The sequence below is a fragment of the Hamadaea flava genome (assembly GCF_024172085.1).
In the GTDB taxonomy this organism is placed as follows: Bacteria; Actinomycetota; Actinomycetes; order Mycobacteriales; family Micromonosporaceae; genus Hamadaea; species Hamadaea flava.
Genome location: NZ_JAMZDZ010000001.1, coordinates 858,410 through 871,034 on the forward strand (window position 1 = coordinate 858,410; position 12,625 = coordinate 871,034).

The window sequence follows — 12,625 nt, forward strand, 5'->3', positions numbered from 1 at the left end:
TCACCGGCCCGACGGATCGGCCCTTGCGCTCGGTAAGCACACTGTCCGCATGCGCGCGACGTTGTTGTTAGTCATGTTCGCTCCGTTCGTGATGGGCGGCCTCATCATCGTCATCGCCTTCGTCCAGTTGAACCGCCGGCGCAACGCCGTCTACACCGGACCCCCGCCCAGCCCGGAGGAGGTCGCGTACCTGGCGGGCGGGCGACCGCGGGCGGTCCAGTCGGCGCTGGCCTCCCTCTGGATCGCCGGCGCGGTCCACCGGCGCCCGATGCACGTGATCCCCGGGGCCACGCCGCTGCAACGGGCGGTCGCGGCCGAACTGGCGCAGGGGCGTACCGGGCGGGCCATCGTCGCCAGCCCGGCCGTGGCGGCTGCGCTCGGCGAGATCCGGCACTCACTCCAGCTCAAAGGCGTGCTGAGCGCCTCCGACCGGCGTACGCCCACCGGCAACGCCCTGCTGCGCCAGCAGCGCAAGGAGTACGCGTACCTCGCGCCCGCCCAGCGGCCGGCCTGGATGACCTACGGCCCGGCCGCGGCCGGGCTCGGGGTCGGCCTGTTCGGGACGGCCGCGTTCACCGCCATCAGCCCGGACCTGCTCGGCTACTTCCCGCTGCGGACCGCCGCCGCCACCAGCGCCGGGGCGAGCACCTACAGCTGCGGCAGCTCGTCGGCGTCCTGCGGCAGCCCGCCCGACACCGGCGGCTCCACCGACGGCGGCTCCAACTGCGGATCGTCCGGCTGCGGCGGCGGGTCCAGTTGCGGCAGTAGCGGCTCCAGCTGTGGTGGCAGCAGCTCCAGTTGTGGCGGTGGGTCCAGTTGTGGCGGCGGCTCGAGTTGCGGTGGCGGCTCGTGAGCTCGCCCCTGGCCGGAGTGGGCATCGGCTGGCGGCCGGAGATCTCCGGCTACGTCACCGGCCTGCCCGCCCTGGCGTTCGCCGAGGCCATCGCGGAGTCGGTCCCGCATCACGGGCCGCTGCCCGACGGGCTCGCCCGGCTCCGGGAACGCGGCGTGCCCGTCGTCCCGCACGGCGTGAAGCTGTCCCTCGGCGGGGCCGAGCCCGTCGACGCCCACCGCGTCGATCATTTCGCCGCCGTCGCCCGGCTCATCCAGGCCCCGCTGGTCAGCGAGCACATCGCGTACGTGCGGGCCGGCGGGCACGAAGCCGGTCACCTGCTGCCCGTCCCGCGTACGCGCGAAGCAGTCGACGCGATCGCCGCCAACGCCGCCGTCGTGCAGTCCACACTGGATGTCCCGCTGGCGCTGGAGCCGATCGCCACCCTCGTCGACTGGCCCGACGACGAGCTGACCGAGGCCCAGTTCCTCACCGAGATCCTCGACCGGACCGGCGCACTGCTGCTGCTCGACGTCGCCAACATGTACGCCAACGCCGTCAACCGGGGCGAGGACGCGTACGCGCTGCTCGACGCGCTGCCGTGGGAGCGGGTCGCGTACTGCCACGTCGCCGGGGGCGCCGAGATCGACGGGCTGTATCAGGACACGCACACTGATCGCGTACCCATGGAAGTGCTGGAACTGGTGGCTCACCTGGCCGGTCGGCTGCCCGCCGTGATGTTGGAACGCGATGGCAGCTATCCCCCGGCGGCCGAGCTGTCGGCGGAGCTGGACGCCATCGCCGACGCCGCGGGCCTGGGCCGGGTGACGGCGTGAGCCTGGCCGACCGGCAGGCCGCACTGGTCGCCGCGCTCGTCGCCGGAGGTTCGCCGCCGCCCGGATTCGACACGGGCCGCGTCGACGCCGTACGCGAACAGCTGCTGCGCAAGCGTGCCGGGGAGGTCGGCCGGGCGTGGCCCGCGCTGGCCGCCTCTCTCGGTCCGACCTGGTACGCCGCCTTCCGAGCCTGGGCCGACGGGCGACCGCCGCAGGGATCGCTGCGCGACGGCTGGGACCTCGCCCGCAGCCTGTCCACACTGGATCGATCGGCACAGGCTGAACTGCGCTCTCGCGACGCCCACTGGTCCTACGACGGGCTCACCTCACCTCGGCGACGATCCCCGCTCGCCCGCCTCCTCCGCTCGGCGATCATTCGCTTCGGGAAACGATCAGGGCGTCAGGGACACGACACACCGGCCGAGCACGACCGTTAGTTCATGATCGTGCGAACTTCAGCGCCTAAGGTGAGGCCGTGACCGAGCCCGAGACCGAAACCCGGCCCTGCCTGCACTGCGGCAAACCGGTGCCGCAGCGCGCCGGCGCCGGACGGCCGTTTCGCTACTGCCGCGACAACGACGGCGAATGCCAGCGTGCCGCCCGCAACACCCGCATGCGCCACCGCACGTCACCCGGACTGGCCGGGCAGGTCGCCAAGGCGTACGAGGTCGTGGACCGGCTCGACCAGGTCGTGGAGACCCTGACCGAGGCACTGCACGCCGAGCTGTCGCCCGCCGGCGTCGAGCGGCAGCTCGCCGAGGTGCGCGCCCAGGCCGCCGCCGACGTCGCGGCCGCCCGCAGCGAGGTCACCGCGTCCGACGCCCAGGCCGCGCAGCTCCAGTCCGCGATGCGCCGCCTGGAAGACGAGACCGCGGCCACCCTTCAACGGGTACGCGAAGAAGCAGCGGCCACTTTGGAGGCTGCCAACGCCGCCGTCGCGGCGGCCGAGGCGACCGCGGCAGCGGTACGCGACGAGGCGGCGACCGCCGTCCAACAGGCGCACGCCGAAGCGCTCGCGCAGAAGGAGCGGGCCGCGGCCGACGTCGCCGCCGCGTACGCCGAGAAGGAACGTGCCGACGCCCGAGCCGCCGACGCCGCCGACCAGGCCGACGCCGCCCGCGCCGAACGCGACCGGATCGCCAAGGAGGCCGACAACGCCGTGGCCGCTGCCGGGGCGCTGCGCGATGAGGCGTACCAGCAACGAGACCAGGCCCGGACCGCCGCGACCGAAACCCAGAGCGCGCTGGCCACGGCCGAGGGCGAGCAGCGCCGCCTGACCGCCGAGCTGGACCGGGCCACGGCCCGGCTGTCGGCCCTCGACACCCAGGTGGCCACGCTGACCGGCGACCTCACGACGATCACCGCCGACCGCGACGCCGGCGTACGCGACCTCGACGCCGCCCGCAGGCTGGCCGACGAGGCCAACCGGGATCTCGCGATGGCCCGCCGCGATGCCGAAGTGGCGCAGCGGGACGCCGCGGTCGCCCGGCGCGACGCCGAAGCCGCCCAGGCCCAGGCCGCGCAGCTCGCCGACCAGGTCGCGCAGCTCATCGCCGCAGTCGCCCGGCTCGGCGCCCCCGCACCGGCACCCGCTCCCGCTTCCGCGTCGTCGGCGTCATGATCAGCGGAAGTCTCCCGAACGGGCAGGTGCCATAACCCCGCGAACGCTCCGCTGATCATGGGAACCCCCTCCCGCGTGCCCGCGTCCAACGCGGTCATGAGATTGAAGCTGCTGGGCGCGGCCGCGTCCGCCCTCATCGCGTTGACGGCGTGCACCGATGAACCGTCGGCCCCCACCCCGCCCCCGGTGGCCGCACCGGCGTTGCAGCTCGTCTCCTACGACTCCTGCGATCGGCTGCTCGCCGACGTACGCGCCGCCGCCAAGGCCAGCGTCCAAGCCTGGGGGTTCGGCAACCAGATGATGTGGCGGGACTTCGCCAGCGGCACCGAACGGGCGACCGGCGGGAAGGCCGCCGTCCCCGACGCCGCCGGGCCGGCGTACTCGGGGACGAACACGCATGAGGCCGGCGTGGACGAACCCGACCTGGTCAAGACCGACGGCAAGCGGATCGTCACCCTCAGCCAGGGCATGCTGCGTATCGTCGACGCCGCCCAGCACAAGCTGACCGGTTCCGTGCAGCTGCCCCAGTCGGGCGACGAGCTGCTGCTGTCCGGCGACCACGTCCTGGTCATGGGCGGCCGGTCCTACTACCCGGCGGCCCGGGGCGGGCCGATGGCCATCGCCGGGAGCACCACGATCACGCTGGTCGACCTGACGACCGCGAAGGTGATCTCGACGTACACCATCGACGGCACGTTCGCCGACGCGCGCCAGACCGGCTCCGTCGCCCGGGTCGTCGTCCGGTCGACGCCGAAGATCGTCTTCAAGCCGGACGCGCGTGGTGATCAGAAGACGCTCATCGCCAACAACCGCAAGATCATCGACAAGACGCCGATCGAGGCGTGGCTGCCCAGTTACAGCAGCGACGGCAAGCCCGGCACCGTGGACTGCGGCGACGTGCGCCACCCCGCGACGTTCAGCGGATCCGAGCTGGTCACCGTGCTCAGCTTCGACCTGGCCGCGAACCAGCTCGCCGACGGCGTACCGGCTGCTCTGTTCGCGGACGGTGAGACGGTCTACGGCTCCGGCACCCACCTCTATCTGGCCAACGACGAGCGCTGGCGCGGCGTCGGCACCAAGGGCAAGACCGAGCTGTACATGTTCGACATCACCGGCCGCCAGCCCCGGTACATCGCCGCCGGCACCGTCCCCGGCTGGCTGCTCAACCAGTACTCGATGTCCGAGTACTCGGCCGCGGCGAACGACACGCTGCTGCGGGTCGCGACCACCACCGGGCACCCGTGGGGCCAGAACACGAAAAGCACGTCCAGCGTGTACGCGCTGCGCACCGACGGAGGCACGCTACGGGTCGTCGGCAGCGTCGGCGGACTCGGCAAGGGCGAGCAGATCTACGCCGTACGCTTCGTCGGCCCGACCGCGTACGTGGTGACCTTCCGGCGCACCGATCCGCTGTACGTCGTCGACCTGCGCGACCCGGCCAAGCCCGTCGTCGCCGGTCAGCTGAAGATCCCCGGCTACAGCGCGTACCTGCATCCGCTCAGCGGCGACCGGCTGCTGGGCGTCGGACAGGCCGCCGACGACAACGGCCGCACGCAGGGCACCCAGATCTCCCTGTTCGCCGTCGGCGACCCGGCGAACCCCCAGCGCCTGGCGAACCACGAGGTCGGCGACCACGGCTACAGCGAGGCCGAGTTCGATCCGCACGCGTTCCTCTACTGGCCCGAGACCAACCTGCTGGTGGTGCCGGTGCAGAAGTGGGACAGCGACAAGGGCGAGGCGGGCGCGCTGCTGATCAAGGTCGGCGACACCGGGCTGACCGAGGTGGGCTGGATCACCCACCCGATCCGCCCGACCAGCTCGTACTATCCGACCGCGATCCGGCGCAGCCTGGTCATCGGCGACGAGCTGTGGACCGTCTCCGACTCCGGGCTCATGGCCAGCACCCTGGCCGGTGCCAAGCGCGTCGCCTGGCTGGCGTACTGAACCTGACGATCCAGTAACCTTCAGGCGGTGACCGCCGCCTCGCGTACCCTCATCGATCTGCTCCCGCCACCCGCCGAGGGTGGCGGGCCCAGCGAGCCCGAGGAAGTCCTGCTCGCCTTCGAGGGCTGGGCCGCGAGCCGGGGACTGAGCCTGTACCCGGCGCAGTCGGAGGCGCTGCTGGAGATCGTCACCGGCTCGAACGTGATCCTGGGTACGCCGACCGGGTCCGGCAAGAGCCTGGTCGCGGCGGGCGCGCACTTCTCCGCGCTGGCGTCGGGCGAGCGGACCTTCTACACCGCGCCGATCAAGGCGCTGGTCAGCGAGAAGTTCTTCGCGTTGTGCGAGCAGTTCGGGGCCAAGAACGTCGGCATGCTCACCGGCGACGCCGCCGTCAACGAGTCGGCCCAGATCATCTGCTGCACCGCCGAGATCCTGGCCAACCTGGCCCTGCGCGAGGGCGCGAAGGCCGACGCCGGCCAGGTCGTCATGGACGAGTTCCACTTCTACGCCGAACCCGACCGGGGCTGGGCCTGGCAGGTGCCGCTGCTGGAGCTGCCGAACACCCAGTTCGTCCTGATGTCGGCCACGCTAGGTGACGTCACCCGGTTCCAGGAGGACCTGACGCGGCGTACCGGGCGGGAGACGGCCGTGATCACCTCGGCGACCCGGCCGGTGCCGCTGGTGCACGCGTTCTCGCTGACGCCGTTGCAGGAGACCGTCGAGGATCTGCTCCAGACCCACCAGGCGCCGGTCTACATCGTGCACTTCACCCAGGCCGCCGCGATGGAGCAGGCCCAGGCGCTCATGAGCGTCAACATGTGTACGCGCGCCGAGAAGGACGCGATCGCCGAGATGATCGGCAACTTCCGGTTCGCCGCGGGCTTCGGCAAGCAGCTGTCCCGGCTCGTGAAGCACGGCATCGGCGTGCACCACGCCGGCATGCTGCCCAAGTACCGCCGGCTGGTCGAGCTGCTGGCCCAGGCGGGCCTGCTGAAGGTCATCTGCGGCACCGACACCCTCGGCGTCGGGATCAACGTGCCGATCCGGACGGTGCTGTTCACCGCCCTGTCGAAGTACGACGGCACGCGGATGCGGCACCTGAAGGCCCGGGAGTTCCACCAGATCGCCGGGCGGGCCGGCCGCGCCGGGTTCGACACCCTCGGCCGGGTCATCGTGCAGGCCCCGGAGCACGTGATCGCCAACGAGAAGGCGATCGCGAAGTTCGCCGGTGACCAGCGCAAACTCAAGAGCTACGTGAAGAAGAAGCCGCCCGAGGGCATGGTCTCCTGGGGCCAGCCGACCTTCGACAAGCTGGTCGCCGCCGACCCCGAGCCGCTGATCTCCAGCTTCACGGTGACCCACTCGATGATCCTCAACGTCATCGAACGCGGCGGCGACGTCTTCGCCGACCTGCGCAAGCTGCTGACCGACAACCACGAGCCGCGATCGTCCCAGCTCAAGCTCGTCCGCCGGGCCTTCGCGATCTATCGCGCGCTGCTGGCCGCCGGAGTCGTCGAGCGCGTCTCCGGGCCGGGTGAGCCGCTCCGCCTGCGGGTGGTGGAAGAACTCCAGCTCAACTTCGCCCTCAACCAGCCGCTGTCGCCGTTCGCACTCGCTGCCCTGGAACTGCTCGACCGCGACTCCGCCACGTACGCCCTCGACGCGTTGTCCATCATGGAATCGACGCTGGAGAACCCGCGCCAGGTTTTGTCCGCCCAGCAGTTCAAGGCACGCGGGGAAGCCGTCGCCCAGATGAAGGCCGACGGGCTCGAATACGACGAGCGCATGGCACTGCTGGACGAGGTCACCTACCCCAAGCCGCTCGCCGAACTGCTGGAGGCGGCGTACGAGATGTATCGGCGCGGCCACCCGTGGGTCAGCGAGCACGAGGTCGCACCCAAATCCGTGGTACGCGACATGTTCGAGCGCGCCATGACGTTCACCGAATACGTCGCCTTCTACGGGCTGGCCCGCTCCGAGGGCATCGTCCTGCGCTACCTCGCCGACGCATTCCGGGCGCTGCGGCAGACGATCCCGCCGGACGCGCGTACGGAGGACCTCGAAGACCTCATCGAATGGCTCGGCGAACTGGTCCGGCAGGTCGACTCCAGCCTGCTCGACGAGTGGGAGCAGTTGCGGAACCCGGTTGTCGAAGGCGCGCCCGTGGTGCTGGAGGAGAAGACACGCGGCGTCACCGCCAACGTCCGGGCTTTCCGCGTGCTGGTGCGCAACGCGTTGTTCCGCCGGGTCGAGCTGGCCGCCTTCGAGCGCTACGACACCCTCGCCGAACTCGACCCCGACTTCGACTGGCGTACCGCCCTGGACGCGTACTTCGAGGAGAACGACGAGATCGGCGTGGACGGCGACGCGCGCAGCGCCGCGCTGCTGCTCATCACGGAGGAGAAGGACCGCTGGCAGTGCCGCCAGATCCTCGACGACCCCGACGGCCACCACGACTGGGCGATCACCGCCGAGGTCGACCTGGCCGCGTCGGACGAGGCCGGCACCGCCGTCGTCGCCGTGCTCGACGTCTCTCGCCTCGACTGAGCTTCCCGGTCGCGACTACTGGAACGCCACGTACGCATCCCCAGCGGGATAGGTGCGTGGCGTGGCAGTAGTTCGCCTGGATCGCCGCCCGAGCCGGGTCAGGGGCAGGTCGGGACCTCGGTCAGGCGGCTCACCTTGTCCACGGGGATCCAGACCTTCGTGTCCACGACGGAGCCTGGGCCGACGACATAGGGGGCGGTCACCACGAGGTAGCCGTCGTGCGCGAAGCTGACCGGCCCGCAGGACGTTCCGGCGTCGTACTCCACCTTCATGAGCGGGCGGGCCGTCTCGGCGACCGGCGACAGCCAGACGACCAGCAGCGCCATCGCGATCATGAAGAGTCCTGCGATCGTCCAGCGCTTCGTCGCGTCGATGTCCCGGCCGAGCCGATCGCTTTCCCCCGACGCCGCGCCGTACGCGAGGAAGACCGCACGGATCAGCGACGCGAACGCGACGACCAGCAGGAACGCGACCCACCATTGCAGCCACCAGGCGAGGTGGACGACGTCGTCCCGGCCCCGGACGATGAACGCCGCGCCGAGCACGGCGGTGAGGACGATCAGGCCGTTACGCCACGCCTCCGCCTGCCGGCGGCCCGCCGCCACCCGACTGAACTCACGATCATCAACCTCCACGCTGCACACGATAAAGCGACACCGGGGCTGGTGCTGTCCCGGTGTCGCTTTACTGATCGACGTCAGCCGTTGATGGAGACGACGTCCACCACGAAGACCAGCGTCTCGTTCGGGCCGATCACGCCGCCCGCGCCCTGCGCGCCGTAGCCGAGGTTCGGCGGGATGACGATCAGGCGGCGGCCGCCGACCTTGGCGCCGACCAGGCCCTGGTTCCAGCCGTCGATGACGCGGGCCTGGCCCAGCGGGGCCACGGTGAACGGCTGCGCGCCCCGGTCCCACGAGGAGTCGAACTGCTTCTGCGTCGACCAGGAGACCCCGACGTACTGCACCGCCACCGAGTCGCCGACCTTGGCCGCGTCGCCCGAGCCATCGACGATGTCGGTCACCTGGAGGCCGGCGGGCTTCTCGGCGTCGCCGGTGAAGGTGATCGCGGGCTTGCTCTTGGTATCGGTGCTGACGTTCACGCCACCGCTGCCTTTCGTCTCGGAGCCGCTGTTGTCACCGCCACAACCGGCCGCCCCTGCGGCCAGCAGCCCACCCAGGGCTAGAACGGCTACGACTCGCTGAATGATTCGCACCCGCGCAGGCTACCCGAGAGATCGCGGTTCGCCAGAGCAACCGCGCGGACCGCCTGGTCCTACCCCTCAAACGGCAGGTGTATGCGTGACGGTCAGGGAGGTGGCCGCGTCGTAGGGCGTCCGGCCGCGGAGCAGGCCGATGGCGTACCCGATGATCACGATCCAGGCCGCGCCGACGAAGATCGTGCCGAGGGTGTCGTCGCCCGCCTTGAGGAAGTAGAAGACGCCGGTGTGGGCGAGTTCCCACGGCAGCGCCACCTTGAGCAGGTTCCGGGCCAGCGCCCGGCCGAAGCCGGGCACGTCGGCGGGGACGTCACCCGCAGCGTCCGACACCCGGAGGCGCAGGACGCGTTTGCCGGGCGATGCACCTCGGGCCTCCCAGAAGGCCAGCCAGAGGGTCACCGGGACGATCAGGATCACGAACGACACGGCGTTCCAGGCGGCGGTGGAGATGTCCAGGGACCTGCCGAAGGACATGCCGAGCGGGATCAGTGCCACGGCGTACAAGCTGATGATGCACCAGTCGACGAGCCAGGCGGCGAGACGGCGGAGCGGGGAAGCCTTCACGCGGCGGATCGTAGCCGCCGCGCGCGAGTCAGTGGATCCCGCGCATGAGCGAGCGGATGTGCTTGGTGAACATGAACGCGGCGAAGCCGATGAGCACGGACACGATGCCGAGGATCAGGAAGTAGCTCGGCCCGCCGTCGGACAGTTTGGCGACCTGGCCGCCCACGGCGTCGCCGACCGCGGTCGACAGGAACCAGACGCCGAGCATCTGGCTGGCGTACCAGGCGGGGGCGAGTTTGGTCGTCATGGACAGGCCGACCGGCGACAGCGACAGCTCACCGGCGACCTGCAGCGCGTAGACGGCGACCAGCCACAGCGGGGAGACCTTGTGGGTGAGGGCCTGCTGGGCGGCGGCGGCCATGAGCATGAAGGACAGACCATTGAGGATGAGCGCGACCGCGAACTTCCACGGGGTGGAGACGCGGGTGCCGAGCTTGACCCACAGCGCGCCGGCCAGCGGCGCGCCGATGATGATCAGGATCGGGTTGACCGATTGGAGCCAGGCGGCCGGGAAGGTGAAGTTGCCGATGGTGCGGTTGGTGTTGTCGTCGGCGAACGTGTTGAGCACCGAGCCCGCCTGGTCGTAGATCATCCAGAAGCACGCGGCGAACACGAACAGCCACACGTACGCGTGCATCCGGCTGCGTTCCACGTCGGTGAGCCGCTTGTCGAGGAAGATCCGGCTGAAATAGACGACGGCGACCGCCACCGTGAACCAGGCCAGCAGGTCGACGACGCTGCGTACGCTCAGCCAGCCCACCAGCGCCAGGAGGCCGATCACCACAGCTGCGATCACCATGCTGAGGCCGACCCAGCGCAGCGTCCGCGTACGCTCCGGGCCGACCAGCGGGTGGGTCGGCGCGACGCCGTTGTCGCGGAGCCGGCGGCCGCCGACGATGTACTGGATGACGGCGAAGGTCATGCCGACCGCGGCGACGCTGAAGCCCAGGTGGTAGTTGAAGTGGTCGGCGAGCCAGCCGGTGATCAGCGGGGCGATGAACGCGCCGAGATTGATGCCCATGTAGAAGATCGAGAATCCGGCGTCGCGGCGCGGCGAGTCCTTCTCGTAGAGGTTGCCGACCATCTGGGAGATGTTCGGCTTGAGCAACCCGGTGCCGAGCACGATCAGGATCAGGCCGGGGAAGATGCTCCAGTCGGTCGGGATCGCCATCGTGTAGTGGCCCAGCGCGATGACGATGCCGCCGTAGAGCACCGAACGCCGGGCGCCCAGCAGCCGGTCGGCGACCCAGCCGCCCGGCAGCGCCGCCAGGTACACCATGCCGACGTACACGCCGTAGAGGGCGTTGGCGTCGGCGTCGGGCATCCCGAGGCCGCCGTCGGCGACGCTGGCGGTCAGGAAGAGGACCAGGATGGCCCGCATGCCGTAGTAGCTGAACCGTTCCCACATCTCGGTGAGGAACAGCGTCGACAGGGCCCGGGGATGTCCGAAGAACGATCGGTCCAGGTCCTCCGCCGGGACCGGCTCAGTGATCGACATCCCAGACCTCCGAATTCACGATCAAATAGCCCTAAAATGGACCATAACGGATCTCCAGGGCCGGGTCAGGGCAGTCACCTAATTCCCGGGGCAGGTACCCTTGTGGGAATCTCTGACGCACTCGCGGTCGTTGCACCGTGTGATCAGGGACTGAGCAGGACCTTGCACTAACTTTCTCGAGGGGTGAGCCGAATATGGGCGAGCGCATGCTGCGCGGGAGCCGACTGGGCGCCGTCAGCTACGAGTCGGACCGCAACACCGAACTGGCTCCGCGTCAGACCCGTGAGTACTTGTGTGCCAACGGCCACCAGTTCGAGGTGCCGTTCGCCGTCGACGCCGAGGTGCCCATCACCTGGGAGTGCAAGTTCGACGGCACGGTGGCCCGCCTGGTCGACGGCTCCGAGCCGGAGCAGAAGAAGGTCAAGCCGCCGCGTACACACTGGGACATGCTGCTGGAACGCCGGTCGCTGGAGGAGCTCGAGGAGATCCTCAACGAGCGGCTCGACGAGGTCAGGACCCGCCGGGGTCGCTGATCACACGTCGTCACGGCTCGTCAGGTTCGCCTGGCGAGCCGTTTCCGTGCTCGCCGCGGTTCAGTTCATGTCCCGGCGCCGCGGTGGTGCGGCCCGTCGCTCCCGCCGGGCACCGGTCGGGCCGCTAGACGGCCCTCCCTGCCGGCTCCGCGTCAGCTCAGCCGGCCACGACTCGCGCCAGCTCGGCCGACAGCCGGTCCAGGTGATGGTCGACCTGCTCGCGGTCGTAGCCGCGCAGCACGACGAGCCCGTTGGCGCGGAACTCGGCGATCGACTGCGCCGCCTTCGCAGCGGCGGCGGGGTCTTGATAACCCAGTGCGTTCTCGGCCGCCCGGATCTCCTTCTCGACCTGTTCGCGGTCGTAGCCGCGCAGGACGATGGTGAACGGCGTCTCCGCCGGGGTGGTCTCGACGGCGAGCGTCTGCTCGCTGCGCCTCGGCAGTGTCATGACCACGATGAAGACTGCGGCTATCGCGGCGGCGATCAGGAACGGCAGCACTTCGGACCCCTCTCCCCAACGAGTGGGGTCAGGGTAGCCGGGTCAGTCGACGATCTCGCCTTCGATGACCTCGTCGGTCTCCTTGGGCTGGGCGGCCTTCGGCGTACGCTGCACGCGCACCTGACGCGGCCCGAACAGGTCGCCTGCGACGTTGGACGGGACGCGCTTCTCGGTGATGCGCTGGCCTCGCCGGGCGGCGAGCTTGCGGATCGGCGGGATCAGCAGCAGCGCCCCGATCACTCCGGTGAAGAAGCCCGGCACGAACAGCAGCAGGGCGCCGATCGCTCCGGCGATGCCGTCGGCGGCCTGGGGACCGACCGGGCTGTTGCTGCGAGCGGCGTCGCGTACTCGACGCCAGCCGCGCCGGCCTTCCCGGCCGAGCGCGAACACGCCGGCCGCGCTCATCAGCAGCAGGACGAACAGCGCCCACCCGAAGCCGATGAGCTGGGCCACGCCCACGAAAACGGCGATCTCGACGATCGCCAGGACCAGCACCGCCAGCGGGACGAAACGCCACCGAGACCGCACTGCCACC

Annotated in this window: 13 protein-coding genes; 7 read left to right on the forward strand and 6 right to left on the reverse strand. The window is 70.3% G+C overall.

All coding sequences use genetic code 11. The annotated features are described in order from the left end of the window. The first annotated feature begins 49 nt into the window (after positions 1–49). The 6 genes from HDA40_RS04235 to HDA40_RS04260 all read left to right on the forward strand — a co-directional run bounded on the left by HDA40_RS04235 (position 50) and on the right by HDA40_RS04260 (position 7,780). The gene (locus tag HDA40_RS04235; protein ID WP_253751921.1) at positions 50–853 is read left to right on the forward strand and encodes a TIGR04222 domain-containing membrane protein; all 804 of its coding nucleotides are present in this window, start codon (positions 50–52) and stop codon (positions 851–853) included. Next, a complete protein-coding gene (locus HDA40_RS04240) occupies positions 850–1,668 on the forward strand; it encodes an MbnB/TglH/ChrH family RiPP precursor modification enzyme (protein ID WP_253751922.1) in 819 nt (272 codons plus the stop codon). Before HDA40_RS04235 ends, HDA40_RS04240 begins: the two co-directional genes overlap by 4 nt. Beyond that, positions 1,665–2,105, forward strand: a complete 441-nt coding sequence (locus HDA40_RS04245; protein ID WP_253751925.1) for an SCO6045 C-terminal-like domain-containing protein — start codon at positions 1,665–1,667, stop codon at positions 2,103–2,105. The genes HDA40_RS04240 and HDA40_RS04245 overlap by 4 nt, the downstream gene beginning before the upstream one ends. Before the next feature lie 38 nt (positions 2,106–2,143). After that, positions 2,144–3,289, forward strand: a complete 1,146-nt coding sequence (locus HDA40_RS04250) for a coiled-coil domain-containing protein (protein WP_253751928.1) — start codon at positions 2,144–2,146, stop codon at positions 3,287–3,289. Between the two features lie 96 nt (positions 3,290–3,385). Next, entirely contained in the window at positions 3,386–5,233 is a 1,848-nt protein-coding gene (locus tag HDA40_RS04255; protein ID WP_253751931.1) for a beta-propeller domain-containing protein, read from the forward strand. A 27-nt stretch (positions 5,234–5,260) separates the two neighbouring features. After that, positions 5,261–7,780, forward strand: a complete 2,520-nt coding sequence (locus HDA40_RS04260) for a DEAD/DEAH box helicase (RefSeq protein WP_372502839.1) — start codon at positions 5,261–5,263, stop codon at positions 7,778–7,780. Between the two features lie 98 nt (positions 7,781–7,878). On the opposite strand, the gene HDA40_RS04265 is transcribed toward HDA40_RS04260, so the two are convergent. The 4 genes from HDA40_RS04265 to HDA40_RS04280 all read right to left on the reverse strand — a co-directional run bounded on the left by HDA40_RS04265 (position 7,879) and on the right by HDA40_RS04280 (position 11,058). Continuing rightward, positions 7,879–8,415 carry a hypothetical protein gene (locus HDA40_RS04265; protein WP_253751934.1) on the reverse strand — a complete coding sequence of 179 codons (537 nt, stop codon included), beginning with the start codon at positions 8,413–8,415 and terminating at the stop codon, positions 7,879–7,881. 62 nt (positions 8,416–8,477) lie between these two features. Further along, entirely contained in the window at positions 8,478–8,843 is a 366-nt protein-coding gene (locus HDA40_RS04270) for an FKBP-type peptidyl-prolyl cis-trans isomerase (protein ID WP_372503148.1), read from the reverse strand. A 216-nt stretch (positions 8,844–9,059) separates the two neighbouring features. Continuing rightward, a complete protein-coding gene (locus HDA40_RS04275) occupies positions 9,060–9,560 on the reverse strand; it encodes an RDD family protein (protein WP_253751937.1) in 501 nt (166 codons plus the stop codon). 28 nt (positions 9,561–9,588) lie between these two features. Beyond that, positions 9,589–11,058, reverse strand: coding sequence for a peptide MFS transporter (locus HDA40_RS04280; protein WP_253751939.1), 1,470 nt, complete (start codon positions 11,056–11,058; stop codon positions 9,589–9,591). Between the two features lie 194 nt (positions 11,059–11,252). Between HDA40_RS04280 and HDA40_RS04285 the strand changes: the two genes are divergently transcribed. Further along, positions 11,253–11,591, forward strand: a complete 339-nt coding sequence (locus HDA40_RS04285) for an RNA polymerase-binding protein RbpA (RefSeq protein ID WP_253751942.1) — start codon at positions 11,253–11,255, stop codon at positions 11,589–11,591. Positions 11,592–11,748: 157 nt separating this feature from the next. Here the strand turns inward: HDA40_RS04285 and HDA40_RS04290 are convergent, their stop codons facing one another. Further along, positions 11,749–12,090, reverse strand: a complete 342-nt coding sequence (locus HDA40_RS04290; protein WP_253751945.1) for a DivIVA domain-containing protein — start codon at positions 12,088–12,090, stop codon at positions 11,749–11,751. Positions 12,091–12,132: 42 nt separating this feature from the next. Next, positions 12,133–12,618, reverse strand: coding sequence for an FxsA family protein (locus HDA40_RS04295; protein WP_253763556.1), 486 nt, complete (start codon positions 12,616–12,618; stop codon positions 12,133–12,135). Positions 12,619–12,625 lie beyond the last annotated feature (7 nt).